Annotated in this window: 24 protein-coding genes; 17 read left to right on the forward strand and 7 right to left on the reverse strand. The window is 65.9% G+C overall.

Going from position 1 to position 25,941, the window contains the following annotated elements; all coding sequences use genetic code 11:
* Positions 1–233 precede the first annotated feature (233 nt).
* Positions 234–809, reverse strand: coding sequence for a TIGR01841 family phasin (gene phaP / locus C7411_RS25640; protein WP_110386829.1), 576 nt, complete (start codon positions 807–809; stop codon positions 234–236).
* A gap of 361 nt (positions 810–1,170) precedes the next feature.
* Between phaP and C7411_RS25645 the strand changes: the two genes are divergently transcribed.
* The 7 genes from C7411_RS25645 to C7411_RS25675 all read left to right on the forward strand — a co-directional run bounded on the left by C7411_RS25645 (position 1,171) and on the right by C7411_RS25675 (position 6,189).
* Positions 1,171–1,506, forward strand: coding sequence for a hypothetical protein (locus C7411_RS25645; protein WP_373682658.1), 336 nt, complete (start codon positions 1,171–1,173; stop codon positions 1,504–1,506).
* Between the two features lie 27 nt (positions 1,507–1,533).
* Complete coding sequence (locus tag C7411_RS25650; protein ID WP_110386831.1) at positions 1,534–2,199, forward strand: RNA polymerase sigma factor; 666 nt, start codon at positions 1,534–1,536, stop codon at positions 2,197–2,199.
* Positions 2,196–2,651 carry a hypothetical protein gene (locus C7411_RS25655; RefSeq protein WP_110386832.1) on the forward strand — a complete coding sequence of 152 codons (456 nt, stop codon included), beginning with the start codon at positions 2,196–2,198 and terminating at the stop codon, positions 2,649–2,651. Before C7411_RS25650 ends, C7411_RS25655 begins: the two co-directional genes overlap by 4 nt.
* A complete protein-coding gene (locus C7411_RS25660) occupies positions 2,648–3,160 on the forward strand; it encodes a periplasmic heavy metal sensor (protein ID WP_110386833.1) in 513 nt (170 codons plus the stop codon). The genes C7411_RS25655 and C7411_RS25660 overlap by 4 nt, the downstream gene beginning before the upstream one ends.
* 86 nt (positions 3,161–3,246) lie before the next feature.
* On the forward strand, positions 3,247–4,698 hold the full coding sequence (locus C7411_RS25665) for a DUF1800 domain-containing protein (RefSeq protein ID WP_110386834.1): 1,452 nt from the start codon (positions 3,247–3,249) through the stop codon (positions 4,696–4,698).
* Positions 4,699–4,703: 5 nt separating this feature from the next.
* A complete protein-coding gene (locus tag C7411_RS25670) occupies positions 4,704–5,852 on the forward strand; it encodes a DUF1501 domain-containing protein (RefSeq protein ID WP_110386835.1) in 1,149 nt (382 codons plus the stop codon).
* Positions 5,853–5,973: 121 nt separating this feature from the next.
* A complete protein-coding gene (locus tag C7411_RS25675; RefSeq protein WP_110386836.1) occupies positions 5,974–6,189 on the forward strand; it encodes a YXWGXW repeat-containing protein in 216 nt (71 codons plus the stop codon).
* A 158-nt stretch (positions 6,190–6,347) separates the two neighbouring features.
* Here the strand turns inward: C7411_RS25675 and C7411_RS25680 are convergent, their stop codons facing one another.
* From C7411_RS25680 to C7411_RS25690, 3 genes are all read right to left on the reverse strand, one after another.
* Positions 6,348–7,253, reverse strand: a complete 906-nt coding sequence (locus C7411_RS25680; RefSeq protein WP_110386837.1) for a LysR family transcriptional regulator — start codon at positions 7,251–7,253, stop codon at positions 6,348–6,350.
* A gap of 92 nt (positions 7,254–7,345) precedes the next feature.
* On the reverse strand, positions 7,346–8,113 hold the full coding sequence (locus tag C7411_RS25685; RefSeq protein WP_110386838.1) for an SDR family NAD(P)-dependent oxidoreductase: 768 nt from the start codon (positions 8,111–8,113) through the stop codon (positions 7,346–7,348).
* 52 nt (positions 8,114–8,165) lie between these two features.
* Positions 8,166–11,696, reverse strand: a complete 3,531-nt coding sequence (locus C7411_RS25690; RefSeq protein WP_243413342.1) for an indolepyruvate ferredoxin oxidoreductase family protein — start codon at positions 11,694–11,696, stop codon at positions 8,166–8,168.
* 141 nt (positions 11,697–11,837) lie between these two features.
* Here C7411_RS25690 and C7411_RS25695 point away from each other — a divergent pair, with 141 nt between their 5' ends.
* On the forward strand, positions 11,838–12,311 hold the full coding sequence (locus C7411_RS25695) for an Lrp/AsnC family transcriptional regulator (protein ID WP_042267102.1): 474 nt from the start codon (positions 11,838–11,840) through the stop codon (positions 12,309–12,311).
* Between the two features lie 78 nt (positions 12,312–12,389).
* Here C7411_RS25695 and C7411_RS25700 read toward each other — a convergent pair whose 3' ends face one another.
* Positions 12,390–13,346 (reverse strand): DNA-binding protein, encoded by a 957-nt coding sequence (locus tag C7411_RS25700; protein WP_110386839.1) that lies wholly within the window; start codon positions 13,344–13,346, stop codon positions 12,390–12,392.
* A 504-nt stretch (positions 13,347–13,850) separates the two neighbouring features.
* Here C7411_RS25700 and C7411_RS25705 point away from each other — a divergent pair.
* From C7411_RS25705 to C7411_RS25725, 5 genes are all read left to right on the forward strand, one after another.
* The gene (locus tag C7411_RS25705) at positions 13,851–15,257 is read left to right on the forward strand and encodes an FAD-binding oxidoreductase (protein WP_110386840.1); all 1,407 of its coding nucleotides are present in this window, start codon (positions 13,851–13,853) and stop codon (positions 15,255–15,257) included.
* A 34-nt stretch (positions 15,258–15,291) separates the two neighbouring features.
* Positions 15,292–15,585 carry a GYD domain-containing protein gene (locus tag C7411_RS25710; protein WP_110386841.1) on the forward strand — a complete coding sequence of 98 codons (294 nt, stop codon included), beginning with the start codon at positions 15,292–15,294 and terminating at the stop codon, positions 15,583–15,585.
* A gap of 309 nt (positions 15,586–15,894) precedes the next feature.
* A complete protein-coding gene (locus C7411_RS25715; RefSeq protein WP_181431377.1) occupies positions 15,895–16,239 on the forward strand; it encodes a hypothetical protein in 345 nt (114 codons plus the stop codon).
* Positions 16,240–16,243: 4 nt separating this feature from the next.
* Entirely contained in the window at positions 16,244–16,582 is a 339-nt protein-coding gene (locus tag C7411_RS25720; RefSeq protein ID WP_110386843.1) for a hypothetical protein, read from the forward strand.
* Between the two features lie 36 nt (positions 16,583–16,618).
* The gene (locus C7411_RS25725) at positions 16,619–17,116 is read left to right on the forward strand and encodes a lytic transglycosylase domain-containing protein (protein ID WP_110386844.1); all 498 of its coding nucleotides are present in this window, start codon (positions 16,619–16,621) and stop codon (positions 17,114–17,116) included.
* Between the two features lie 48 nt (positions 17,117–17,164).
* Here C7411_RS25725 and C7411_RS25730 read toward each other — a convergent pair whose 3' ends face one another.
* Both C7411_RS25730 and C7411_RS25735 read right to left on the reverse strand, forming a co-directional pair.
* Entirely contained in the window at positions 17,165–18,136 is a 972-nt protein-coding gene (locus C7411_RS25730) for a DUF6492 family protein (protein WP_110386845.1), read from the reverse strand.
* 20 nt (positions 18,137–18,156) lie between these two features.
* The gene (locus tag C7411_RS25735) at positions 18,157–20,433 is read right to left on the reverse strand and encodes a GumC family protein (RefSeq protein ID WP_110386846.1); all 2,277 of its coding nucleotides are present in this window, start codon (positions 20,431–20,433) and stop codon (positions 18,157–18,159) included.
* Positions 20,434–20,503: 70 nt separating this feature from the next.
* On the opposite strand from C7411_RS25735, the gene C7411_RS25740 reads away from it, so the two are divergent.
* From C7411_RS25740 to C7411_RS25755, 4 genes are all read left to right on the forward strand, one after another.
* Positions 20,504–21,223: a polysaccharide biosynthesis/export family protein gene (locus tag C7411_RS25740; protein ID WP_110386847.1), complete on the forward strand. Its 720-nt coding sequence runs from the start codon at positions 20,504–20,506 to the stop codon at positions 21,221–21,223.
* A gap of 85 nt (positions 21,224–21,308) precedes the next feature.
* Positions 21,309–22,595 carry a hypothetical protein gene (locus C7411_RS25745; protein ID WP_110386848.1) on the forward strand — a complete coding sequence of 429 codons (1,287 nt, stop codon included), beginning with the start codon at positions 21,309–21,311 and terminating at the stop codon, positions 22,593–22,595.
* On the forward strand, positions 22,582–24,255 hold the full coding sequence (locus C7411_RS25750) for a glycoside hydrolase family 44 protein (RefSeq protein ID WP_110386962.1): 1,674 nt from the start codon (positions 22,582–22,584) through the stop codon (positions 24,253–24,255). The genes C7411_RS25745 and C7411_RS25750 overlap by 14 nt, the downstream gene beginning before the upstream one ends.
* Positions 24,248–25,630, forward strand: coding sequence for an oligosaccharide flippase family protein (locus C7411_RS25755; RefSeq protein WP_243413343.1), 1,383 nt, complete (start codon positions 24,248–24,250; stop codon positions 25,628–25,630). The genes C7411_RS25750 and C7411_RS25755 overlap by 8 nt, the downstream gene beginning before the upstream one ends.
* The last annotated feature ends 311 nt before the right edge of the window (positions 25,631–25,941 follow it).

The raw sequence follows: 25,941 nt of genomic DNA on the forward strand, positions 1-25,941 counted from the left end.
ATCGCGCCGAGATCTGGCGCCGCCACCTTCGCGAGCGAGCCGCCGAATTTGCCTACCGCCGTACGTGCGGCCGAAACGATCACAATGTCAGTCATGTTGAGCTCCTGCTCTGCAAATGCGCTGAAAAATCGATGTCTGGAAAGCTGAGCCGGCAAACGCCGCGCCCCCATCGTTCATTCACGACGAAGACGCGCTTTGGCGCATATTGGCGCATGCCGGCGGGCAGGAACGTGTCAGGCCTTGGCCGAGCTTGCCTTGGCGGCAGCTGGCTGGACCGCGACCGGCGCGGCTTCCTGGGCGGAAGCAACGACGTTCTGGAAACCGCTCTGGGCCGTTTCGATGGCCTGGCGGGTCACCCCGCGCAGCGTTTCGGCGGCATTGTTCACGGCGGCGAACGTTGAGTTCATGGCCGCGACGAAGGACTCCGCGCCCATGGGCGCGTTTTGCGTCAGGCCTTCGGAAAAGGCCTTGAAACGCTGCTCCTGCTCGCCCGATTGCACCTGGGCGGCTTGAATCCATTCGTTTTGGGTCGTCGTCGCGATGTCGACGAGATGGCGGCCGTACGATATGGCCTTGGCGGCCGCCTGCTGCGACGCACCAATCTGCTGTGTCAGGAACTCGGCGGGATTGCCGCTTTCGAGGGCACCCTTGAGCGTCGCTTCGCTTTCAGCGACGGCAGCCTTGCTGGCCTGGACGTTGAGATCGATCACGGCCTGCACGCCCTCGAAAACGGGCTTGGTAAGCGCAAAGAACGCTGCGACGCCGGCTTGATAGTTCGCGCGGAATTGTTCGGGTGCGGAAACGGACATCAGATCATACTCCTTGGTTAGTCTTACTAATTAAAGCGCCAACCCCCGATGGCCTGACTTGCGGCTGTGTTGCCATGTTTGAAAACTAATGTTGCATCGCCGCAGTCGATTTAGCGTGTCCATTCTAAGACAGAAATTTAACAATTGTGTGGCGGTTCATATTAGGTAAAAACCCTTAACGTAAGTCCTTCAGGTTCAGAAATTGCAGTTGTCTAGCAACATGCATTCTGGACCGGTAAGCTCGACACCGAGCGCGGAAATTGCATGGTGAATAAATGGCCCGCGACGGATTTCCGGCGCGGCGCCGTTCAAGTCTGTATAGGGGGCTGTTACCCCTCTGCATCAAGGGAGAGACATCATGATCCGCACATCACTGCGTTCGTCATTTGCCGCCGCACTGCTCGCCGGCACCGCAACGGCCGCGCTCGCACAGGCCGTGATCGTCGAGCCGAACGAGCCGCCACAGCAGCCCGTGGTCGTCGCGCCCACTTCGCCGCCGCCTCCGCCGCGGGAAGAAACCGCCCCGCCGCCGCGCGAAGGCTATGTGTGGGAGGGCGGCCACTGGGCCTGGGACAGAGGCGTGTATGTCTGGGCGCCCGGCCGCTGGCGCGAGGCCCGCTCGGGCTATAACTGGGTGCCTGGGCACTGGGTAGAGGACGGCCCGAACTGGCGATGGATTCCGGGCCACTGGGCATAACGCGGCATCGAGCGGCATAAGGACTGAATGCCCGGATTCAAACTGGGAAACGACTATGACGGCGCGTCAGCGGGTTCGCCAGCGGTTCCATCGTTGCAGATCGACAAGGCCGGGAAGGTCTTGAACGAACGCGATCCGGATGCGGAGCTCGTCGCGCGCGTCGGCGCGCGTGATCCGCTTGCCGTGCGCGCGCTCGTCGCAAGCAAGCTGCCGCGCCTCATCGCGCTCGCTACGCGCCTGCTGGGCGACCATAGCGAAGCCGAAGACGTCGCTCAGGAAGCGTTCGTGCGAATCTGGAAACAGGCGCCCACCTGGCGCACCGGCGAAGCGAAATTCGATACGTGGCTGCATCGCGTGGCGCTCAATCTGTGCTACGACCGCCTGCGCGGACGCCGCGAAGAGACCGTGGAAGACGTACACGCCGTGAGCGAGCCGGCACCCGATCCCGCAGGTTCGCCCGACCAGCAGATCGAAGCGCGCACGCGCGACGAACGCGTGCGCGCCGCGCTCGCGGCGCTGCCCGTGCGCCAGCGCGAAGCGCTCGTGCTCACTTACTATCAGGAGCTCTCGAACCTCGAAGCAGCCAGCCTGATGGATATTTCGGTGGACGCGCTCGAAAGCCTGCTGGCGCGCGCCCGGCGCACCCTGCGCGCACAACTGGCCGGCGAAGCTGCCGGTAAGGATTCCGTATGACACCTCAACGATTCCACACGCTCGTCGCCGCGTATGGCGCCGACCCGCAACGCTGGCCGCAACACGAGCGCGAAGACGCGCTCGAATGGGCGCGCGCGCATCGCGCCGAAGCGAGCGCGGCGCTCGACGAAGCCATGGCGCTAGACAGCTGGCTCTCCCGCGACATGGTCGCGCCGCCCTCACGCACACTCTTCGAGCAGATCGTTGCGGGCGCGCCGGTTACGCCCGTTGCCGCCGCGAAGCGCCGCAGCTTCTGGTGGTCCGGCGCGGCATTCGCGGGCGTGGGCCTCGCGGGCGCGCTCGCGGGCGCGCTGACGATATCGTTTGTCGTCCTCGGCGGCACGACGCCCGCAGCCCCGCACGAGACGTATCTCAGCACGAGCTTTGGGGGGACCAGTTCGGACTGGAGCGAATCGAACCTCAACCCCGGCGCCGCAGGGAGCGACGAATGAATGGCCGCTCACGGAAAACGCTGCTCGTCGGCTCGGTACTCCTGAACGTTTTTCTGCTCGGCGCAATTGCGGGCGGGGCGTGGCGCTGGTTTGCCGTACGCGGCGAGCCGCAGGCGCAAGCGGCGCAGCGCGTGGCGTTGCGCTTCGCCACCGAGGAACTGTCGCCGGAACGCCAGCAGCAGTTCGCCCGGACGCTCAAGTCCTCGCGCCGCGAAGGCAGCCAATACGCGCGCGACGGACGCGACGGACGGCGCGAGGTGCTCGACCTGCTCGCCGCCCCGCAACTCGACCGCAATGCCATCGACGCCGCGCTCGCGCGCACGCGCGCCGCCGACAGCGCGTTACGCGCGCAAATCGAAAGCGGCGTGGTCGATTTCGCGGCCACGCTCACGCCCGAGGAGCGCGTGAAGTTCGTCGAAGGGCTCGAAAAGCGCGGCCAGTGGCGACTGCCCGCGCAGTTGCAAAAGCAGCCGCAGAAAGCCGCGAGCGAGAAGAACGGCGGGCAATAAAAAATTTGGCAGACCAGCGACGGATAACGCGAGCGACGAGCGTTTAACGGGAATATGCAACGCTCGAGTGAGCACAAGGACCGCGCATGGAAAGCCTTTCGAATGCCCGCGCCGGCGCGATCGCCATGAACCGCTTCGGCCTCGGCGCGCGCGCCGACGAAACGCCGCCGGCCGACCCTCGAAGCTGGCTGCTCGGCCAGTTCCAGGCATACGAACCGCTGCCTGCCGCATGGCGCAACGAGCCCGGCGCACTGGCGCTCGCCGCGCGCTTCGGGGCGCAGCGCCAGCAAGGCATGGCGGGCAACGCGGCAGCGAGCGCGGCTTCGGAGACGACCGCACAAGACAATGCACAACAGGCCGCACGCCGCGCGGTCAACCAGTCGATCCGGCGCGAGAGCGTGAGCATCTACCGCAGCGCGGTCAACGCGCGCCTCGCGAGTGCCTTGCAGACCGACGCGCCTTTCGTCGAGCGCCTCGTGCATTTCTGGTCGAATCACTTCGCCGTGTCGGTGGACAAGGCGCTGATCGCAGGCATTGCGGGCGCATTCGAAATGGAAGCGATACGGCCGCACGTGCTCGGCAATTTCGCGGACATGCTGGTCGCCGTCGAGCAGCACCCTGCCATGCAGCTCTTTCTCGATCAGACGCGCTCCGTGGGCCCCGATAGCCGCGCCGCGCTGCGCGCCGATCAGCGCGACCCCGCGCACAAGCGCGGCCTCAACGAGAACCTTGCACGCGAGATCATGGAGCTGCACACGCTCGGCGTGCGCACCGGCTATACGCAGGACGACGTGACCGAATTCGCACGTGCGCTCACGGGCTGGAGCGTGGCGGGCGTGCGCGGACCGCAGCCCGGCAATGCCGCGCCCGGCAGCTTCGTGTTTCGCCCCGCGCTGCACGAGCCGGGCGCGCGCACCGTCATGGGCAAGCGCTACGATCAACCGGACGAGCAACAGGCGCTTGCGATCCTGAACGACCTCGCGCACGCGAGCGCCACGAGCCGCCATATCGCATTCCAGCTCGCACGCCACTTCGTGGCCGACAATCCGCCGCCCGCGCTCACCGGGCGCCTCGCGCTCGCCTTCGAGCAAAGCGGCGGCGACCTGCCCACCGTGTACCGCGCGCTCGTTGAAGCGCCGCAAGCGTGGGCGAGTGTCGATGCGAAGTTCAAGACGCCGTGGGAGTGGACCGTTTCGTCGATGCGGGGTCTCGGCTGGCGCGAACCCGGCGACGCGGGCGACCTCAATGCCGCGCCGCTGCTCACGCAGCTCGGCCAGCCGGTATGGCGGCCGGGCTCGCCCGCCGGCTACGACGACATCGCCGCAAGCTGGGCCGCGCCCGACGCGCTCGTGCGCCGCGTGGAAGTCGCACAGCGCTTCTCGGCGCGCGTGGGCGACCGGCTCGACCCGCGCACGCTCGGCAATACGCTCATGGGCGCCACGCTCAGTGCGCCCACGGCCACCGCGGTCGCGCATGCCGAAAGTGCGTCCACCGCGATCGCCCTGCTGCTCGTCTCGCCCGATTTCCTGAGGAGATAACCGCCATGGTTTCCCGCCGCCATTTCCTGCGCATCGCCGCCGCCGGCGCGGGCGCGATGCTCGTCGCCCCCCGGATCGTGTTCGCCAGCGTCGAAACCGAGCGCCGCTTCGTGTTCGTGATCCAGCGCGGCGCGGCCGACGGACTCAACATCGTCGTGCCCTATGCGGAGCCGGCCTACGCCACGCTGCGCGGCCCGCTCGCCATCGACATCGAACGTGCCACGAAACTCGACGGCACGTTCGCGCTGCATCCGTCGCTCGCACAGATGGCGCAGATGTATGGCGACAAGCAGGCCCTCTTCGTGCATGCGATCGCTTCGCCGTATCGCGACCGCTCCCACTTCGACGGTCAGAACGTGCTGGAAACGGGCGGCCGCGCACCCTACCAGGTCAAGGACGGCTGGCTCAACCGGCTCGTCGCCATGCTGCCTGCCACGCGCGCGAACGCGATTGCGCTCGCGCCTACCGTGCCGCTCGCGCTGCGCGGCACGGTACAGGCGAGTTCGTATGCGCCCTCGGCGCTGCCCAGCGCCTCCGACGATCTGCTCACGCGCGTTTCCGCCCTCTACGAAGCCGATCCGCAGCTGCGCGCGCTCTGGACCTCGGCAATGAACGCACGCGCCCTCGCGGGCGACGCAAACGCGCGCCAGGACCCGGCGAGCGTCGGCAAGCTTGCGGCGGTTTTCCTCTCGCGTCCCGATGGCCCGCGCATCGCGATGATCGAAACCGGCGGATGGGACACGCACAGCGCGCAGAACGCGCGGCTCGCGAACCAGTTGAAGGCACTCGACACGATGCTCGCCTCGCTGCGCGACGGCCTCGGCCCTGCGTGGGACAAGACCACAGTGCTCGTCGCGACCGAGTTCGGCCGCACGGCCGCGTCGAACGGCACGGGCGGCACCGACCACGGGCAGGCTTCGGTCGCGATGCTCGTGGGCGGCGCCGTTGCCGGGGGACACGTCCAGGCCGACTGGCCGGGGCTGCGCAGCGCGGATCTCTACGAGTCGCGCGACCTCAAGCCCACGGCCTCACTCGATGCATTGATCGCGGGCGCGGCCGCGGAGAGCCTCGGGCTCGATCCGCAGCGCACGGCATCGACGCTATTCGGCGATGCGGGCACAAAAAATGCGATGACGGGTTTGATAAGGGCATGAGCGGTTAGAACAGACAGGCACCGAAGCGGGCTGCCTTGCGCGGCCCCGGATGCCGGCACGCAGCAAGACCGGCAATCCGTTCGTATAACCAAACAATTTCAATCAGTGGAGGACACCCGTCATGAAGATAAAACGACTGCAACCCGTGACCCTGGTCGCCTGTGCCGCCCTGCTTTCCGCTTGTATCGTGGAGCCGGCCCGGCCACCGGAACCGGCACCGCGTGTCGAGACACCGCCGCCCGCACCCGCCCAGGGCTATGCCTGGGTCAATGGACACTACCGCTGGGAAGGCAACCAGTGGGTATGGATTCCGGGTCATTGGGTGCAGGGGTACTAAGAAGAAGCGCGTGGAAAGAATACTGAGTATTCGTATTGCGGCGGTCGAATTGCATCCCTCGGATAAATCGGCCGCCGCCACTTCCTGAATTCGAGCTTGTCGCAAATCGAAGTCGTGACTGCGGCGCGCGCGCATTCGATCGCCTCGCAGCCGCTCCGTCAATTCCCGCAAGCATGAATCAAAAATTGCTGCATCGCTCTCGCCGGATCGCTGAGCACCGCCCCAGGGTGCCACAACATGCCCGCTTCCATCTGCGCAATGGCGTCCTCGATGGCGCAGGCGTCGATGCGCTTACCCTCCAGCGACCATGGCCTGAATACCATATCCGAGAGAATCGTCACGCCGAAGCCATGCGCCACGAGCCCGCGCAGCGCCTCCATCGAACTCGTGCGAAACGCGATATTCGGCGCAACGCGCCGCTTTTTCCAGTAGCGCAGCGTCGAGGCCTCGCCCTCGTCCACCGTGAGCTGGATATAGGGATAACGCGCGATGTCGCGCAGCGTGACGGTTCCCATCTGCGCGAGGGGATGCGTCGGCGCGGCCCACAACTGGCGGCGCGAACGCATCAGCAAGTGGTAGCCGAAGCGCGCGCGCCGCTGCACGTTGGAAAGCAGCGCCACGCCAAGATCCACCTCGCCCGCGAGCACCGCCGCCTCGATGGCCGGCCGGTCCATATCGCGCAGATCGATCTCGATCTCGGGATAGGTCGCACGAAAGCGTGCCAGCAGTTCCGGCAGGAAATAGCCGAGCAGCGTATAGGAGGCGGCTATGCGCACCGTACCGAGCAGGCTGTGCGCGCGAAACGGCGCCTTGTGCAGCGCGTCGCGCACCGACTCCAGCACGTGGTGCGCGTGATTGAGGAAGTCCTGCCCGTCGGGCGTCAGTTCCACGCCCTGGGGCAAGCGCACGAAAAGCCGTGTGCCGAGCGCCTCCTCGAGCGCGAGCACCGCATTGGTGATCGCCGACTGCGAGACATGCTCGGCTGCCGCCGCCATCGAAAACTGCCCGTTCTGCGCCGCCGCCACGAAGTAGCGGAACTGCCGCAAGGTCACGTCTTTGGCCATGTGCTTTTCGAATATCGAGAGTCGACAGTTCCGATTCTACGATACGCGGTCCTCGACGTCCCCGCGGCGGTCGATCTCACACGAAACGGGTATCAGCGCGGCGCCATGCGCAGCGCGCCGTCGAGCCGGATCACCTCGCCGTTCAGATAGCGGTTGCCGACGATATGCTCGACGAGCGCCGCGAACTCCGCGGGCTGGCCAAGACGCTGGGGAAACGGCACGCCCGCGCCCAGCGCCTGCTGCACTTCGGTGGGCATGGCGAGCAGCATCGGCGTTTCGAAGATGCCGGGCGCGACAGTCACTACGCGAATACCGTTGCGCGCCAGTTCGCGCGCGGCCGGCAGGGTAAGCGAAACGACGCCTCCCTTGGAAGCCGCATAGGCCGACTGCCCGATCTGGCCATCGTACGCGGCGACCGATGCCGTATTGACGATCACGCCGCGCTCGCCGCCGGCCTCGGGCGTATTGTTCGCGATCGCCACGGCGGCGAGGCGCATCACGTTGAAGGTGCCGATGAGGTTGACACTCACGACCTTCGCGAACAGATCGAGCGAATGCGCCCCTTCTTTTCCGACGATGCGCTGCGCCGGCGCGATCCCCGCGCAGTTGACCACGCCATGCAGCGCGCCGAAGCGCTGCGTGACAAGCGCAATCGCCGCCTCGACGCTCGCTGCCAGCGTCACATCCACCTCGACGGCGAGTGCATGCTCGCCGCCGGGCGCCGCCTCGTCACGCGCACGGGCTACGTCGATATCGCCGAACACGACATTCGCGCCGCGTCCGAGCAGATGACGGCCCACTGCCGCCCCGAGTCCAGAACCGCCGCCCGTGATGAAAAACGTCTTGTCCTGCACAATCATTGGAGTCTCCTCAGGTAGTATCTATTAGTTATCCGATCTTTCAAACGATCTTTCAAACGATCTTGCCCGCGAGTTCCGCTCGATACCGCTCGCGCAAGCTGCGCGAACGCTCGTAATTGCGCTCCTTGACGATACCGAAGCCTCGCACCACACCCGGCACGCCAAGCAGACCGACGGCCGCCGCCAGCGTCTGCGGCGTCAGCTTGCCGAGCACGACGCGCACGTCGTCTTCGAATTCGCCGATCATCGCGCGCTCGATCACGCGGTCGCGCTGCCGTGCGAACGGATCGAACCGCGTGCCGCGCAGCGCCTTGCCGTGCTTGAGCACGCGCAGCAGCGGCTCGGCCCACACGCCGCGCAGTGCGATCTTGTTGCGGCGCCCCGTTTGCGCATCGCGGCGGGTGAGGAGCGGCGGCGCCATGTGGAACGTCTTCTTGCCCGTCGTGCCGTCGAACAGACCGGACAGGTACGCGCCGAAGCCGCCATCGGTGTGCAGACGCGCAACCTCGTACTCGTCCTTATAGGCAAGCACCTTGAAGTAATGACGCGCTGCCGCTTGCGCAAGCTCACCGCTCGCCCCTTCGATCCCGCGCTCTGCCTGTGCGACGGCATCGACCAGCGCGCGATAGCGCTTCGCATACGCGGCGTTCTGGTATTGCGCGAGATCGCGCTCGCGCTCGGCCACGAAGCGCGCGAGATCGAACGGCGCGTTCGCGGCCGCAGCGTCCACTCCCGTCACGCGTTCGAGCGCGCGAGCGTCCTGTGCGATCAAACGTCCCCAGAGGAACGCGCGTTCGTTCATCGTCACGGCCGCGCCATTGAGCCCGATTGCGCGCAGGATCGATGCTTCGGAAAGCGGGACGAGGCCCGACTGATACGCGTAGCCCACCATCATCATGTTCGCGGCGATGGCGTCGCCGAAAATCGCTTCCGCAGCCGCCGTGCAGTCCCAGAACACCGCGCCATCCGCACCCATCGCGCGCTCTATCGCCGCCTGATGGACCGCCTTGCTCACGGGCAGATCGCCGTCGCGCACGAAGTCGGCGGTCGCGTTGATACGCTCGTTCACGATCGCGCGCGCGCCGCTGGCCGGCAGGCGCGAGAGCGCGCCCGACGATGCCGCCACCACGGCGTCACAGCCCAGCAGCACGTTGGCCGCATGTGCACCGATGCGCGAAGTGGTGATGAGCCCGCGGCTCTGCGCGATCTGCACGTGGCTCAACACCGCGCCGTTCTTTTGCGCGAGGCCGGTGAAGTCGAGTGTCGAGGCGCCGCGCCCTTCGAGGTGCGCGGCCATGGCGAGGATCGCGCCGATCGTCACGACGCCCGTGCCACCCACACCGGTCACGACCATGCGCAAATGGTGCTCCAGCGCCTGCGGCACGCGCGCGGGCGGCGCGAGCGTGGCGCGCAGTTCGGCTTCGATGCGCTGAATGCGGGCGGCGTCCGGGCGCTTCGGCTCCATGCCCTCCACCGTCACGAAGCTCGGGCAAAAGCCCTTCACGCACGAGGTGTCCTTGTTGCAGCTCGATTGATTGATGGCCCGCTTGCGGCCCAGCTCCGTTTCGAGCGGCTCGATCGCGATGCAGTTCGACTGCACGGAACAGTCGCCGCAACCTTCGCACACGGCCGGATTGATGACCACACGCGCGGGCGGATCGATCAGCTTGCCGCGCTTGCGGCGGCGGCGCTTTTCGGCGGCGCAGGTCTGGTCGTAGACGATCACCGAAACGCCCTTCTGCTCGCGCAAGCGGCGTTGCAGCGCGTCGAGCGCGTCGCGGTGCAGGAGCGTCACGCCCGCCGGCAACACCTGCGAGCCCTTGTACTGCTCGGGGCGATCGGTCACCACGGCGACTTCGTTCACGCCTTCGGCCTGCACCTGTGCCACGACGCGATGCACGGTGAGGCCGCCCTCGGCTGGCTGCCCACCGGTCATCGCCACCGCGTCGTTGAAAAGGATCTTGTAGGTGACGTTCGCGCGCGCGGCCACGGCCTGGCGGATCGCCAGGCTGCCCGAGTGCTGGTAGGTGCCGTCACCGAGATTCACGAACAGATGCGGCATCTCCGTAAAGGTCGACATGCCGACCCACTGCACGCCTTCGCCGCCCATCTGGCAAAACGTCGCCGTGTTGCCCGCCTCGCCGAGCGCCATGATGTGGCAGCCGATGCCGGCCGCGGCATGCGAGCCTTCGGGCAGACGCGTCGACGTATTGTGCGGGCAGCCCGCGCAAAAGAACGGCTTGCGGGTGAGCGGTTCGCCCTGCGGCACCTGGGCGAGCGCGATCACGCGCGGCGCGCCCAAACGCGCATAGGTTGCGCCCGCGGCGACAGGTGGCACATCGATCTCGACGTGCCGGAAAAACCGTTGCAGCGCGTGCGCAAGCTGCTCGGGTGCGAACTCCATGGCGGCGGGAAGCAGCGGCTCGCGCTCGCCAAGCGTCTTGCCGTGCACGGAGGGCCGCTCGTCGGCGCGCACATTGAAAAGCGCCTCCTTGATCTGCCGCTCCACGAACGAGCGCTTCTCCTCCACGACGAAAAGCGCCTGCATGCCGCGCGCAAACGCCTTGAGCCCTTCCGTTTCGAGCGGCCAGATCATGCCAACCTTATAGAGCCCGATGCCGAGTTGTTCGAGGCGCCCGGACGTGAGCCCCAGCGCCTCGAACGCGGCCAGCACGTCCGCATGCGCCTTGCCCACCGTGACGATGCCCACGCGCGCCTGCGCGGGGCGCAGCAACGCGCGGTCGAGCGGATTGGCGCGCATGAAGGCGAGCGCGGCGGGCAGGCGTTCTTCGAGCACGCGGCGCTCCAGCTCGGCGCGCTCCGCGGGCCAGCGCAATTGCGGGTCGTAATTGAAGCCGCGCTGCGCCGGCACCGCGATGTCCTCGGGCAAACGCAACAGCGGGCCGCGGCCCACGGACATCGAGCGGCCGCTTTCCACGGTCTCCGTAATCGCCTTGAAACCGACCCACAGCCCGCTGAAACGCGAAAGCGCATAGCCCGTGAGCCCGTACTCGATGTACTCCGCAACCGTGGCCGGAAAGAGAATCGGCATCATCGCACCTTCGAAGACGTGGTCCGTCTGGTGCGGAAACATCGACGACTGCGCCGCGTGGTCGTCGCCTGCCACCGCCAGCACGCCGCCGTGCCGTGCGGTGCCGAGCATGTTGGCATTGCGAAAGACGTCGCCGGTACGGTCCACGCCCGGCCCCTTGCCGTACCACATCGAGTACACGCCTTCCACACGCTTGCCGTGAAACGCGTCGAGTTGCTGGGCGCCCCACAGCATGGTCGCGCCAAGGTCTTCGTTCAGACCCGGCTCGAAGCGCACGTCGAAGTCCGCGAGCAGCGCCTTCTGGCGCCACAGTTCCTGATCGAATCCGCCGAGCGGCGAGCCGCGATAGCCGGAAACGAGACCTGCCGTTTTCAGCCCGGCAAGCCGGTCCGCGCGCGCCTGTTCGATCAGGATGCGCACGAGCGCCTGGGTGCCGGTGAGAAAGACCGCGCCGTCCTCGCGCAGGTAACGGTCTTCGAGGCGATAGTCCGTATCGATCTGGCGGTCGGTCTCGACGGCTCGCATGTTCATGGTTGTCTCCGCTGTTCGGCTTGTGGGTATTAGCGGATTCTAGGTAGCCAATAGCGGCGATTCGTGCCAAACTGAGCCACGGAATACTCGTAAATTAGCAACACTCGCCCTAAATTCACCTTTCTCAGGGAAACCTGGCCAATGAAATTCGACCGCGTGGATGTGGCCATCCTGCACGCCCTGCAGCGCGACGCTCACGTGAAGTCCGCCGACCTCGCGGAATCGCTCGGGCTTTCGCTCTCGCCGTTCTACCGGCGCATCCGCATGCTCGAAGAGCGTGGCGTCATCACGCAGTACGTTACGTTGCTCGACCAGGAGAAGGCTGGCTTTCCTGTCAACGCGTATGTGTCGGTAGCGATCGAGAAGAAGAACGAGACACGGCTAGCCGCGTTCGAGCGCGCGATCTCGAACTGCGACGAAGTGATGGAGTGTTATTTGATGACGGGCGCGTTCGACTACATGCTGCGCGTGGTGGCGAGCGATATCGCGGGCATCGAGCGTTTCGTCATGACGCGCCTCACCAAGATCGAGGGCGTGCGTGACATTCATACTTCCGTGGCGCTGCGCCGCGTGGAGTATAAAACCGAACTGCCGGTGCGCGTGCGCGACGAGTGACACGCAGCGCATCACCGCGGTTCAGTCAGGAGGTCGAAGGAATCACCGCTTGATCCACGCCTTTACACCCTCACGCCCTCATGCCTTTTGCCCCGTCTTGCGCGCCGCTCGCAACGGCTTCGCGGCGGCTGTGGCGGCGCGCGTCTCCCGCTCGCGCACGTGAGCTTCGCGGGTTGAACGCAGCGCGTCGAGCCGGCCCTCGAGCATGCCCACCTGGTGGCGTAAATCGCCCAGTTGCGCCTGCAATGCCTGAATTTCGGCGCGCGCGCTTTCTTCGGTGCGCGCCGCGCGCTGCGTGGCGGTTTCGGCGTCGCGCTGCAACCGCGCGTTGGCCGTGCGCTCGCGCTCGATTTCGAGCTGGGCGCGCTTCTCCGCCGCCTGCCAGCGTGTTTCCGCGAGTTCGGCGCTTGCGCGCAGCCTGTCGCGTTCGGCCGCGAAGTCGGCGCGCGCCTGGGTGAGCGCCGTGTCGCGTTCGCCGCCCGCTTCGCGCTCGCGCGCCAGTTCCGCTTCGAGTGCGCCGCGCGTGGCGGCCGCGGCGGCTTGCGCCTGTTCCAGTTCCTGGATGCGCACCTGCGCCGTGAGCAGCGCGGCGGTGCGCTGTTCGAGCGCCACCTCCGTGTGCGCCAGGTCCGCGCGCACGGCGGCCGTTACGCCTTCCGCGGCGCGGCGTGCGTCCTCCACTTCCCGCCGCAGCGCTTCGAGCGACGCCTGCGCGGCCGCCGTGGCGCGCGTCCAGAGCGCGCCGATGAGTTCGCCGGCGGCCCCCCGCAGTTCCTCGGGCAGATCGGCGTGCTCGATACGCACGCGGCTCTTCTCGCGCAGCGTGGCCCAAAACTCCGAAAGCACTGCCGTAGGCGTGCTCATGCTGCCGCGGCGCACGAGCTGATAGAGCCGGTTGGCCGTGGGCGTGATGCCGTAACGGAAGAACATCAGCGCGCACACTTCGCGATACAGCTCGCGTGTTTTGGGAAACTCGGCCTTGAGGCGTTCGATCTCGGCGGCGAGGCGTACTTCGTCGGGGGCGACGTCGGTCATGAGGGGCAGTGCGGGGCTGGAATGCGTCGATATTACAACGTAAAGCGTACGATTCCTACCGCCAATGCCAGTAGGAAGCGGCACTTACCCGGCCGGATAGCGCGTGAAAATTATAGAATCCCTGCATTGCGCTTGCTAAACTATTAAAGCGAATCCAGACGCGACAATAATCTGAATTAATTGCACGCTTTTTTATCAGGCTGCGTAATTTAGGTTATCTAATGAATCGGCGAGGCCCAGTGGCTGCCTGGGTAACGATCCAGACTGTCACGACGCGCTCGCCGCCCGGTCCCTCGCGGTCCGGCCACAGGCGGCCCCACGCCGCCCTTTGCGAAAGCCCTTCCTTCCCGCTTTCCCGACCGGACGCACGCCGCGTCACGCGCGTGCGTAAGCCGCATTGATTCGACCATCGAAGCGGTCGCCTGCAGTTCCGTTCAGTCCATGAAAACGCACGCCCTGCCATTGGCGCGCGCTTGTCCGATCCGTTGAATTGAGAGGTGTGCCATGTCCAGCCTGTCGAGCGAATCCATCGCCACACTAAAAAGCGCGCTGCGAGGCGTTGCCCTGCAACCTGGCGACGCCGCCTACGAAGAAGCCCGGCAAATCTGGAACGCGATGATCGAGCGCCGCCCCGCGCTCATCGTGCGCTGCCGCGGTTGCGCCGACGTGCGCCAGACCGTGGCGCTCGCGCGTGAATCCGGGCTGCCGCTCGCCGTGCGCGGCGGCGGACACAATATCGCGGGCAGCGCGCTGTGCGACGGCGGCATCGTCATCGATCTCTCGCCGATGAAGTCGGTCAGAGTCGAGCCTGCCACGCGCCGCGCGTATGTGGAGCCAGGCGCCACGCTGCACGACTTCGACCATGAAGCGCAGGCGTTCGGCCTCGCCACGCCGCTCGGCATCAATTCGACTACGGGCGTGGCCGGTCTCACGCTGGGCGGCGGCTTCGGCTGGCTGAGCCGGCGCTTCGGCATGTCGGTCGACAACCTCGTCGCCGCCGACGTCGTGACCGCCGACGGCAATCTGCTGCGCGCGAGCGCGGAAGAAAACGCCGACCTCTTCTGGGCGCTTCGCGGCGGCGGCGGCAACTTCGGCGTGGTGACGATGTTCGAGTTCTCGCTTCACCCCGTCGGCCCCGAGATCTACGGCGGGCTGGTCGTGCTGCCGTTCGACGCCGCGAAAGAAGCGCTCACGCACTACCGCGAGGCGGTCGACGCGATGCCCGAAGACCTGACCGTGTGGAGCGTGTCCCGTCTCGCACCGCCGCTGCCTTTCCTGCCGCCCGAGGTTCACGGCAAGCCGGTCATCGTGTTCGCGATCTGCTATTCGGGGCCGCCGGAAAACGGGCCGAACGCGGTGGACGCGGTGCGGCGTTTCGGCAAGCCTTGTGGCGAACATCTCGGGCCGATGCCCTACGCCGCGTGGCAGCAGGCGTTCGATCCGCTGCTCACGCCGGGCGCGCGCAACTACTGGAAATCGCACAATCTCGCCGCGTTGCCCGACGGTCTCATCGACACGCTGATCGATGCCATCGCCACGCTGCCCTCGCCCGAGTGCGAAATATTCTTCGGGCAGATCGGCGGCGCGACGCAGCGCGTCGCGTCCGATGCGATGGCCTACCCGAGTCGCGACGCGCTCTACGTCATGAACGTGCACGGCCGCTGGACCGATCCCGCCGACGACGCCCGCTGCGTCGCCTGGGCACGCGGCTTCTTCGAAGCTTCCGCGCCGTATGCGCTCGGCAGCGTCTACGTGAACTTCCTCACCGACGACGAACGCACGCGCGTCGAGGCCGCCTATGGTCCGAACATGAGCCGCCTCGTCGCTGTCAAGACGCGTTACGACCCGCACAATCTTTTCCGCCACAACCAGAACATCCGGCCAGAAGGGCCGGCCGAGGGAGGGCAGTAATCCGCGTTTCGACGTCATCGTAAGGAGAATCGTCATGTCGACTTATGTGGTGCTTGCGCAGTTCACCGACCAGGGTATCCGCGCTGTCAGGAACAGCGCGCAGCGGGCCGGGCAGGCCGCGGAACTCGCCAAAACGTTCGGCTGCGAAATGAAGCAGATCTACTGGACGCTCGGGAAATACGACATCGTCACGGTCATCGACGCGCCCGACGAGCAAAGCTTCATGGCCTTCGGCCTCGCGCTCGGGTCGCTCGGCAATATCCGCACGCAAACGCTGCGCGCCTTGAGCAAGGACGAGTTCACGGCGGTTCTCGGCAAGCTCAATTAAAGCGCGCCGGCGCGCGGCACCCGGGCCGGTGCCGCGCCGCCGCTCATCATTCTTCACACTTATGCGGGTGCTGCGCGCCGCATGCGCGGCGCATTTCCCCGCCGGATTGGGGAAGCAGTTCTCTGCCCGAACCCGCCATCGCGTGCGAGCGCCCTTCCGGGAAGCGGCATTGCACGAGCGAAGTCTTTCTTTTTGGCAAACGTTTGCCGCCCGGGTATCAAGTCCGTGCGCGCGAGGCCGACAACGCGTACATCGCCACGAATTTTTGGAGACCCGGCCGTGACGCGCGTTTGGCTTTTACTTGCCGTAATGGTTGTGACAGGCTGCGCGCAACTGCAGCCGCCCGCCACGGCACAAACCGGGAAACCCGCCGTGTCGAACGTCATCATGAAGTTCGACATTCCCGCCGATGCGCTGGGCGCGCACGACCCGCAGCTGAGCGCGGTGCTCGCCAAGGCGGGCGCGCTCGCCGCCGCGCAGAAGCAACCCACCGTGATCCGCGTGACGGCGCTTGGCCAGGACTTCAAGTACATCAATCAGGCCATCTGGCGGGGCGTGCCCGCGCAAGGGCCCAAGCCCGCGCTCGAAAACCTGACGGCTGGCGCGAACCAGACGTACAGCGTCTCGATCGAGCCGTTGCATGCGGGGAGCTGACACGATGCGTCCGATCGTTTTCGCCGCCGCGTTCGGCTTTTGTTGCGCCGCCTGGGCGGGCCAACCCGCCGCCAGCGCACCTGCCACTGGCACCGTCGTTGCCGCTGCCGCCGCACCCGCCGCCGACAAGGTCTACCCGCCGCTACCCTCGCTCGCCATGCTGCCGCCCGCCGCGGGCGACGACGATGAGCTTCCCGCGCCGCATTCGACCTCGCACAGGAAGAAGGTATGTCAGCGCGACTGCCACTGTGCCATGCCCACGCCGCGCCTCGTCGTCTCCGACGCTTCGCGCGCCTATCTCAAGGACATCGAGCAGCAACTCGATTCCGCTCTCGCGCAGTGACGTCGCGCATTGACGCCCAACCCGGAGCTTCGACCCATGCAACGCAAGACCAACGCCGTGCGCCAGTTACGATCGCGAGTCATCGCCGCGTGGGTCGCGCTCGTGGGCCTCGCGGCGCTCGGCGCGACGGCCGCGCATGCCGCGCCGGGCGCTGACGAATGCTTCGAAAAGGCCGGCGCCTACCAGGGCGTGAATCCGCTCGTGTTGCGCGCCGTGGCGTGGCGTGAATCGAAAGGCGACGCGGCGGCCGTCAATCACAATGCGAACGGCTCGATCGACGTCGGGCAAGCGCAGATCAACTCGATCCACTTTTCGGAGCTTTCGCGCGAGGGCATTCCGCACGGCGCCCTCACGGACCCGTGCGTGAATATTTTCGTGGCCGCCTGGCTGCTCAAGCAAAAGATGGTGCGATACGGCAACACGTGGCGCGCCATTGGCGCGTATCACTCAGAGTCGCCTCGCGAGCGCGATGCCTATGCGCGCAGCATTCAGGCCATCCTCGTGAGCTGGGGCCAGCTGCAACCGGGGCGATGACCGAAGCGCCCGGCGTCGCTTCAGATTCCCGGCAGGTGCAACGGCCGTTTAGCCGCGCAGCTTGTTCAACAGCTTGAGCCCGCGGCGCGCCACGGCCGAATAAAGCTCGGCGCCCTTGAGCGCGGGGTCGATATGGCGCTCGTAACGCTGCAGCGCGACCGGGAAATACGGCGAAAGCTTTTCCACCACGCGCTGCGGGGAGATGTGCGTGTTGCTCTGGACCACGGCGAACATGCCATCGCTTTCCGGTGCGAGATGACGGCCCTCGCTCCAGCCTTCCATCTTGTCCGCGAACCATACGCTTTCGTCGGCGTGCAGCGCGCGCTGGCCCGGTTTCGGGCCCGTATGATACTGCTCCAGCAACCCAACGTTCTCCGCGTTGAGCCAGTAAAGCGTGTATTCGGTCCAGTCGAGCGCGTAGTTGGCGAGCAGCACGCGGCGCCAGTCGGTGCCATGCAGCGCCGCGAGGCGCTGTTGCAGGCTCAGGCACAGCGTGCGCGACAAGATGGCCGGCGTCCACCAGATGCCGTCGCGCGTGAGTTGCGGATCGAGATTCAGCAGCTTCGCCGAAGCCTCCCAGTAATACGGCTCGACCGTACGCGGCTGAACATGCGTGAGCGCCCGGCCGTCGAGAATCAGCGCATCCGCGCTGAAGGGATGCGTGGCGAAGCAGTCGGGGTCGAGCACGAGAAAATACTCGGTTTCGATCCATTCGGGCGCATTCAGCTTGATGATCTGCTGCCGGTGCCAGTTGCGGATCTGGTGACGCTGTGAGAACTCCGCAAAAATGCCCATGTACAGCGATTCGTCGATCACTTCGATGGGGAAGTCGGACCACGCCTTCGCGTAGCCTTTGACCTCTTCGAGTTCGTCGTGCGGCACGACGATCACGAAACGGTGAAACGTTCTGGGCGTCGTGAAGTGACGCAGCGACGAGAAGAGGATGTCGCAACGGCCGATATTGTCGGCGTAATGCCGTCCCCGCGTTTTCACCGGCAGGATGGCGCTGATCTGGTGCATGGCAGTCAGGGTCCCGAATATTAGAAGAATCGATAAATAAAGTTCGGGATGTAGCCGCGCCGATGTGTGAGCGCAATGCCGATCAGCCTGCCGCCCGCGTCGAGCAGCTGCGTTTTCAGGCCCAGCACCACGGGCTTGCGCGAAACCTCTGCGCGCACCGCCATGATCGTTGCGTCGGCCAGCGCGGCGTTTTCAATGCCGGCGAACGACTGGCTGGCGGGCGGCGCATGCACGACGATGTAGTCGTGCGCTTCGCGCAGCGTGTCGAACAGGGTCGTGGTCTGCTGCCACGAAGCCGGGAACGTGCCGCTTTCCGGCCGCGCGACGACGATGTTGTGCCGCTCGACGCTCTCGAACACGAGGCCGCTCGAAGCCGCGTTCTCCGTAGGCGCGGCGCTCGCGGCGCGGCTTTGTCCGCCGTGCCCCGACCACGTCAGCAGGCCCTGCGCGTTCGGCGGGCCATAAAGCGGCGCGTCGGCACCGGACGCCATGTCGAGAATGAGCACCGGCTTGGTCGTGCGGTGCTCCAGTTCGACGGCGAGGCCGCGAATCACCGAGAGCAGCCCGTCGTTCTTGCCGAACGAGAGCGCCATGACCACCTTGGCCGGTGAGTCCGTGCTCGCGTTGATGGCCGCGATCATGCGGCCATACGCCAAATGCGCGGGCCGGCTGGCCGCCTTGGCTGCATCGGCTGGCGCCCCGGGCCGGCGCGCCCCGCCGCCGAGCATCACTGGCGCATTCAGCACCGGCAGCAGCAGCGAGCGCTCCGCCTGCTCCGGACTCAGGAAGGTCTCGCGCAGGCTCGCCATGACGAGCACGACGAGCATCGATATCAGGAGACCCGCCGCCACGCTCGCCGCAATGATGAGGCTGGCCGACACGCTGCGCTGCGAAGGCGGGAACGGTGCCTGGATCACGCGCACGTTCGTGCTGTTCACCTGGCTCACCTGCCCCTGCTGGATCTTCGCGAGCTCGACCTGGCGCGAACGGTCCTTGAAGCTGTCGGCCAGGATGTCGCGCGTTGCCTGCAGCTGGCGCATCTGGCTGGAGATATCGCTCAGGCCCCGCAGCGTCGCGCGGGTGTCCTTGATCTGCGCTTCGAGCGCCTGCTGGCGCGCGGTTTCGCCCGCGATGCTCGCATTGAGCGCCGCCAGCCGTCCTTGCACCACGTCGTAGTAGTCGTTGTGGCCGTAGCGCGTGGCCGTGGCCATTTGCGCCTTGCGCCGCGCGATGCTCGCGTGCATATCGGCAATCTGCTGATCGAGTTGCTGCACGAACGGCGAGGTATCCATGTAGCGCGAGGCGAAATCGGCGCGGCGCGCTTCGAGCTGCATCAGCGAAAGTTGCATCGTGTCGAGCGCGTGAGCGGCTTCGGAGTCGTCGGTGAAGATCGGAATCGTGGCCTTCACCCCCTTCGACGACGTCTGTTCCGACTTCAGTTCGCCGCGGTGCTGCGCGAGCGACGTGTCGTTTTCGAGCTTTTGCTGGACGAGCTGGCTTTCGAGCAGCACGGCGCGCGAGGTCTGGTCGTCGATATTGACGATGCCGTGCGACTTCTGGAACGCGAGCAAGTCGGCATCGGCTTTTTTCAGTTGCCTTGCGACTTCATCGCGCTGACCGGTCAGGAAATCGACGCGGCCCGACGTGAAAATCGTCGCGCGCCGGCGGAAGTACGTGTCGAGCAGACGCGAAAGCGCATCGGCCGCTTCCTTGGGATCGGCATCGTAGTACGTGAGGCTGATGGTGCTCGCAAGATCGTTCTGCTCGATATGCAGCCGATGCTCGAATTCCTGCAAATGGCTGTCGATGTCGTGTTCGCTCGCGTTCGGCCCCAGTTTCGCGATCACCACGTCGCGATGCAGTTCCGGGCTGCTGAGGATTTGCGCTTCGACGCCATCGAGCTGGCCGATGGCGGGCTGCATCGCGGCGCCGCCATTCGGGTTGTTCGACTGGTCGTAATATCCTGCAAGGAGGACGAGCAGCGTGGACTGCGCCCGGTAAGGCATGGGCACAAGAAGCGCGACTGCCACGCCGATCGCCACAACGGAAAGAAATACCGCTGTGGCAATCTTGCGATAATAGAAAAAGGTGTTGAGATAATCCCGGACCGTCAGTTCGACAACAGCCGCCTTCCTTTCAGGTCGTGTTCTAGTAGTAATAACCATACAGGTGCGGTTCCCGGCCAACAGAGAAGTTTCGACGGCGCATATAATACGTAAGAAAACATCCAGAATGTCGCGTAAAACTGACAACTGGGCTAACAACTGCGAAAAAATCGTGTGAGTTCCACCCTTCATTAACGGCAATTCCTGCCGTTACTTGACAAGAGATCAGGAACCGCAAGCCACCGCTTCACCCACGCGCCCGATGAACATACTCCGACCAGCCTGCGTCCTCGGGCTGCTGACGCTTACCGCCTGCACCCAGACCTGGGTGGAGCCGCAATTCCAGCAACGCGCGCAATTCGCGGCTTGGTCGCAAACTGCGCCCAGCGTCTATCGCATCGAACCCGGCGACGACCTTTCGGTCGTCATGCCCTTCAATGCCGAGCTGAACTTCCGCGGTTCGGTCGCGCCTGACGGCGGCCTCACCATGCCGTTCGCGGGCACGATCCCGGCCGCGGGCCTCACGGTCGCCCAGCTCGGGGACGCCATCAACAAGGCGCTGGCCGCCAACGGCATGGCGAAGAACGCCCACGCTTCGGTCTCCATCGTGCAGTCGGCCGCCAAGGTCTATGTGGCCGGCCAGGTCGCGCGCCCCGGCGAAATTGCGCTGCACACGGGCATGAGCGTGCTGCAGGCCATCGCCGCCGCGCAGGGCTTGCTGGACACGGCGCGCACCAACGAAGTCGTACTGATTCGCCGCAGCCCCGATGGCCGCCCGATGCTGCGCACGATCGACCTCGACGCGCTTACGCATCGCGGCGACCCGACGCAGGACGTCGTTCTGCAGGCCACCGACACGATCTTCGTGCCGAAATCCTCGATCGCCGAAGTCGACCAGTGGGTCGATCAGTACATCGACAAGGTCATTCCGTTCCAGCGCGGCTTCGACTACACGATCTCGAACAACCCCACGACCTACTGAGCCTGCTCAGCGAGCCCGTGCCGCCCGACGGTTTTCCACGTCCAGGCCAACGAATCAACCGCGAATCGAACGCGAATCACACGAGATGGAAACCGCCACCACGACCACCGGGCTTGCCCCGGTCTTTTCGAGCGAGCCCGCCAGGTGGCAGGTCACGTGGTGGCTGCTGGCGCTCTTGCCGCTCTTTGGCCAGACCTTCCACTACCTGAGTACGCTCGTGCCGCTCTGGGCGCTCTCGAAAGCGCTGCCGGTCATTTCGCTGCCCGCCGTGCTGCGTCTGGGCGGCGAACCGCGTTTTCCCATGACGCGGCAGATCCTCATCAGCTTTGCGTGGCTCCTGCTCGTGCCGAGCTTCGCCGCCGTATTCTATTTCCACGAGGGCTTTTTCACGGGCATCACGGCGCAGGTGAAGCTGCTGCCCATCCTGTACTTCTTCTCGTTTCTCGCGCTGCTCCTCACGCTCAAGCCCACGCTCGGCGAGCTGGAGCGCGGCTTCCTGGTGCTCGGCGTCGTCGTCCTCGCGGTGCTGATCGTGTTGTGGGCCGTGGTGCCCTCCGACTGGTACCAGGAGTCGTATGTGATCGGCCAGTCGCCCTTTTTCAGCAGCGACAACCGCGGCCATCGCATCCGCATGTCGATGTATTTCCCGCTCATCCTGCTGTTTTTCTGCTACCGGCGCGCCTTTTTCGAAAAGCATGCGGGCTATCTGTTCGGCGTGCTCGTCGCGTTCGCGGTCACGCTGCTGATCGTCAAGACGCGCGCCATGGTCATCGGCATCATAAGCGTGCTCGTCATCAACACCTTCGCCTGGTCGCGCATGCGCACGCGCATTCTGCTGCTGCTCGCCGCGCCCGTCGCGCTCGTCGCCATGTTCTCGGCGGGCTACCTCGCCACGACGTTCAGTACCGACGCGAGCACGGGCTTCGACACGCGCCGCATCACCATCCTGCTCGCCACGAAGTTCCTCGGCAGCGAGCCGATGCGCTGGCTCTTCGGGGTGGGCACGATCAGTTCGACCAGCAAGGACAACCTGATCGACTATTTCCATCACTTTTTCTTCCTCGCCGACATCACGTGGCTCGGCATCGTATTCGAGTACGGCCTGATCGGCGCGCTCGTCATCCTGTTCTTCCAGCTGCGCGGCATCGTGTTCTACCGGCGCCTGCGCAAGAAGGTCGACGATGATTTTCTCGGCGCGCTGTTCGACTATCTCGTCTACGTCCTGCTCATTTCATTCTTTTACCCGCCTACCCTCACGCCGGGCGAGACCGCCGTCATTCTCGCGATCTTCGCGTATATCTGGCGCGTGGGCGAACTGGACGGCCAACACGACGGCCATGCCGATCTGCAGGTTCACCATGCCTCGCCTTAAGCGTATCAAGCGCCCCAACCTGCATACCCTGCTGCTCGGCGCGCTGCTCATGTCGGGCGCGGCCTGCACCGACGCGACCTCGGGCACGCCCTTGCCGGTCGCCATTTCGGTGGATGCCGCCGCCGGCCGGCACCCCATCAGCCCGCTGATTTACGGCATCAACTTCGGCACGACAGCCGCCCTGCAAGACTTGCGCGCGCCGGTCAACCGCTCGGGCGGCAACAGCGCCTCGGCCTATAACTGGCGCATCGACGCACGTAACGCGGGCAAGGACTGGTATTTCGAGAGCCTCGCCGTCGACCCCTCCGACATCAACGACCAGTTCGGCGAGCGCTTCGTCGCGCTCACCCAGGCGGCGGGCGCCACGCCCATCGTGACCATTCCGATGCTCGGCCGCGTGGCGAAACTCGGGCCGGCGCGCGAGACGCTCGCGAGCTTCTCGATCGCCAAATACGGCCCGCAGCCGAACCATGACGTAAACGGCCACGCCGACGCCGGCAACGGCGTGGCGCCCGGCGGCAAGCCGATTACCGGCAATGACGCGAACGACGCCTCGACGCCCGACGACCCGCAAAACGAGCAGGCGCGCGTAGCGGACCTGGTGAAGCAATTCGGCGGCGCAAGCGGGGGCGGCGTGCGCTACTACGCGCTCGACAACGAGCCGAGCCTTTGGCAGCTCATTCACCGCGACGTGCATCCCATCGGCGCGCATGCGAGCGAAATCGCCGACAAGGTGATCGCCTATTCGCGCGCCGTGAAGGCGGCAGACCCGCACGCGCAGATCGTCGCGCCGGAAGAATGGGGCTGGCAGGGCTATTTCTACAGCGGCTTCGACCAGCAATACGCAGCGGACCACGGCCTCGATCACACGCCCGACCGCACAGGCGAAACGCAGGGCATGCCGTATGTGCCCTGGCTGCTCGCGCAATGGAAAGCGGCGGGCCATCCGGTCGACGTGTTCAGCCTGCACTTCTATCCGCAGGGCGGCGAATACGCCGAAACGGGCGTGACGAACTCGCAGGCCGTCGCGCTCATGCGCAACCGCTCGACGCGCGACCTGTGGGACCCGAACTACAAGGACCCCACCTGGATCGACAGCGTCGTGGCGCTGATCCCGCTGATGCGCCATTGGGTCGATACGTACTACTACCCGGGCACGCCCATCGGCATCACGGAGTACAACTGGGGTGGCGACACGCTGATGAACGGCGCGACAGCCCAGGCCGACGTGCTCGGCATTTTCGGCCGCGAGGGACTGGATATCGCCACGCGCTGGGGCACGCTCGATCCTTCGATGCCGGTGTACAAGGCATTCAAGCTCTATCGCAACTACGACGGCAACGGCGCGGCGTTCGGCGCGACCAGCATTGCCGCGAACGCGCCCGACCCGGACACCGTTTCCGCATTCGCCGCCTTGCGCGAGCGCGACCACGCGCTGACGCTCGTGGTCATCAACAAGCAGTTGGACCGCCCCGCCGATGCCGCCGTCACGCTCGATCATTTCGCGGCGGGCGGCGTGGCCGAAACGTGGCGGCTCGCGAACAACCAGTTGTTCCGCCTGCCCGATGCGCGTTACCAGGACAGCACGCTGCGCGCGAGCCTGCCTGCGCAGAGCGTGACGCTGTTCGTATTGCGCGGTGCCCAGGCGCAGCATGAGTGAAGCCGGCGAAGCGCGAATGCCAGCGCGCCAGAACGGCGGCTCGATGATCCGGGGCTCGCTCGTGAGCCTCGCCGTTCGTCTGCTCGACCTCCCGAGCCGCTACGGTTTCCATCTGCTGATCGCAGCCATGCTGGGCGTGGTGCAGACAGGCGACTTTTATATCGTGTTCAGCACGATGGTGGCGCTCGCGGGCTTCGGCCGCCTCGGCATCGACCAGGCGCTGACGCGGCAGATTGCGATGGACCTTGCGGCGGGCGAGGCGCGCGCCGTGCGGCCGGCCATCCGCCGCGCGTTGGGGCGGGTGCTGCTCGCCTCCACGGCCATGTCGATCGCACTCGGCGCGTGTGCGTTCCCCTTCGCGCACGACGTGCTGAAGAAGCCCGAACTCGCCTGGCCGCTCGCGCTTGGCGCACTCTCGTTCATCCCGCAAAATCTTGGCGTGGCAATCGCCGGTGCGCTTGCCGGACTCCAGCGCGTGGGCTGCAGCCAGATGATCTATTCCTGGCTCTGGCCGGCGATCTTCTGCGCCGTCGCCATCCCCCTCGGCTTGACGCGCGGCATGAGCGTCACCAGCGCGCTCATGCTGATCGCCGCCAGCTTCACGCTCGCCGCGCTGACCGGCGCGTTTCTGCTCAAGCGTTTTCTTGCCGGCGTAAGCGCCGGCACACAAGCGCCAGCCGGCCCGCCGCGCTTGCTCAAGGCGGGGTTGCCGCTCTTCACGCTGGAATTCACGAAGCTGTTGATCACTTCGGCGCCCGCCATCGTGCTCGGCATCGTCGCCTCTTCGCGCGAGACGGGGCTCTTCGCGCTGGCGTGGCGTCTCGCGCTCGTCATCAATCTGCTGATCAGCGGCGTGACCGGCATGGCCGCGCCGAAGTTCGCGAGCCTCTTCGCACGCAACGACCGGCATGGACTCGACAAAAGCGCGGCCCAGGCGGCGGGCCTCGTGCTGTGCCTCGCGTTGCCCGCCGCGCTGTGCATGCTGCTCTTTCCCGAACATTTGCTGCGCTTGTTCGGGCCGGGCTTTGGCGGCGGCGCTGCCGCGCTGCGCGTGCTCGCGCTCGGCCAGGTCGCCGCGGCATGCTTTACCGCCATGCCCGAACTGCTGGGCATGACCGCCCACACTCGCGTGCTGTACCGAATCAATCTTTACTCGGTCGCCGTGCTGCTCGTTGGCCTCGCCATGCTCGCGCCGCAGGGCGGCAGCGTCGGGGCCGCGGCGGCGGCATCGCTCGCCATTGCCGTGAACGGCGCGCTTGCGGCGTGGGCGGCGCACCGGCTGCTGGACGTGCTGCCACTCGCGTTACTCGGGCGATGGGTGCTCGGGCGCGTGCCGGGACGCACCGCGGTGCAAGACGGGAAAGAGGAAGCCTAGTTCGCCGGGATTTCAACCGCGCCCTGCGGTCGTGAACGTTGCGATAGTCGGCATCGTGTTTTTTGTTTAGCTTGACTGAATAAATAAATACTCGCATTTTCGGCGACGCGTCGCGCAGCAGGACACACGCAAGACCCTCGAGCGCGGAAACCGCGCAAGACCCTCATTCCCCGCGTCGCCACGTCACGCCCCCGCCTCGTCAGGGGCGCCTGTCATCTGGCACAGCCCAAGCCCTGTCTCAATCGAAAGCTCTGTGAAGGCGATTCGTAGGCGCGGTCACGTGACTTGCATATAACCGACTTACTGCCGCC

Origin of the sequence: Paraburkholderia silvatlantica (assembly GCF_003096715.1) — a bacterium.
In the GTDB taxonomy this organism is placed as follows: Bacteria; Pseudomonadota; Gammaproteobacteria; order Burkholderiales; family Burkholderiaceae; genus Paraburkholderia; species Paraburkholderia silvatlantica.

What these genes read in the sequence shown, in the direction of transcription:
- phaP (WP_110386829.1), bottom strand. Translation starts at nt 809, where the DNA reads ATGTCCGTTTCCGCACCCGAACAATTCCGCGCGAACTATCAAGCCGGC.
- C7411_RS25650 (WP_110386831.1), top strand. Translation starts at nt 1,534, where the DNA reads ATGCCCGGATTCAAACTGGGAAACGACTATGACGGCGCGTCAGCGGGT.
- C7411_RS25655 (WP_110386832.1), top strand. Translation starts at nt 2,196, where the DNA reads ATGACACCTCAACGATTCCACACGCTCGTCGCCGCGTATGGCGCCGAC.
- C7411_RS25660 (WP_110386833.1), top strand. Translation starts at nt 2,648, where the DNA reads ATGAATGGCCGCTCACGGAAAACGCTGCTCGTCGGCTCGGTACTCCTG.
- C7411_RS25665 (WP_110386834.1), top strand. Translation starts at nt 3,247, where the DNA reads ATGGAAAGCCTTTCGAATGCCCGCGCCGGCGCGATCGCCATGAACCGC.
- C7411_RS25670 (WP_110386835.1), top strand. Translation starts at nt 4,704, where the DNA reads ATGGTTTCCCGCCGCCATTTCCTGCGCATCGCCGCCGCCGGCGCGGGC.
- C7411_RS25675 (WP_110386836.1), top strand. Translation starts at nt 5,974, where the DNA reads ATGAAGATAAAACGACTGCAACCCGTGACCCTGGTCGCCTGTGCCGCC.
- C7411_RS25680 (WP_110386837.1), bottom strand. Translation starts at nt 7,253, where the DNA reads ATGGCCAAAGACGTGACCTTGCGGCAGTTCCGCTACTTCGTGGCGGCG.
- C7411_RS25685 (WP_110386838.1), bottom strand. Translation starts at nt 8,113, where the DNA reads ATGATTGTGCAGGACAAGACGTTTTTCATCACGGGCGGCGGTTCTGGA.
- C7411_RS25690 (WP_243413342.1), bottom strand. Translation starts at nt 11,696, where the DNA reads ATGAACATGCGAGCCGTCGAGACCGACCGCCAGATCGATACGGACTAT.
- C7411_RS25695 (WP_042267102.1), top strand. Translation starts at nt 11,838, where the DNA reads ATGAAATTCGACCGCGTGGATGTGGCCATCCTGCACGCCCTGCAGCGC.
- C7411_RS25700 (WP_110386839.1), bottom strand. Translation starts at nt 13,346, where the DNA reads ATGACCGACGTCGCCCCCGACGAAGTACGCCTCGCCGCCGAGATCGAA.
- C7411_RS25705 (WP_110386840.1), top strand. Translation starts at nt 13,851, where the DNA reads ATGTCCAGCCTGTCGAGCGAATCCATCGCCACACTAAAAAGCGCGCTG.
- C7411_RS25710 (WP_110386841.1), top strand. Translation starts at nt 15,292, where the DNA reads ATGTCGACTTATGTGGTGCTTGCGCAGTTCACCGACCAGGGTATCCGC.
- C7411_RS25715 (WP_181431377.1), top strand. Translation starts at nt 15,895, where the DNA reads ATGGTTGTGACAGGCTGCGCGCAACTGCAGCCGCCCGCCACGGCACAA.
- C7411_RS25720 (WP_110386843.1), top strand. Translation starts at nt 16,244, where the DNA reads ATGCGTCCGATCGTTTTCGCCGCCGCGTTCGGCTTTTGTTGCGCCGCC.
- C7411_RS25725 (WP_110386844.1), top strand. Translation starts at nt 16,619, where the DNA reads ATGCAACGCAAGACCAACGCCGTGCGCCAGTTACGATCGCGAGTCATC.
- C7411_RS25730 (WP_110386845.1), bottom strand. Translation starts at nt 18,136, where the DNA reads ATGCACCAGATCAGCGCCATCCTGCCGGTGAAAACGCGGGGACGGCAT.
- C7411_RS25735 (WP_110386846.1), bottom strand. Translation starts at nt 20,433, where the DNA reads ATGAAGGGTGGAACTCACACGATTTTTTCGCAGTTGTTAGCCCAGTTG.
- C7411_RS25740 (WP_110386847.1), top strand. Translation starts at nt 20,504, where the DNA reads ATGAACATACTCCGACCAGCCTGCGTCCTCGGGCTGCTGACGCTTACC.
- C7411_RS25745 (WP_110386848.1), top strand. Translation starts at nt 21,309, where the DNA reads ATGGAAACCGCCACCACGACCACCGGGCTTGCCCCGGTCTTTTCGAGC.
- C7411_RS25750 (WP_110386962.1), top strand. Translation starts at nt 22,582, where the DNA reads ATGCCTCGCCTTAAGCGTATCAAGCGCCCCAACCTGCATACCCTGCTG.
- C7411_RS25755 (WP_243413343.1), top strand. Translation starts at nt 24,248, where the DNA reads ATGAGTGAAGCCGGCGAAGCGCGAATGCCAGCGCGCCAGAACGGCGGC.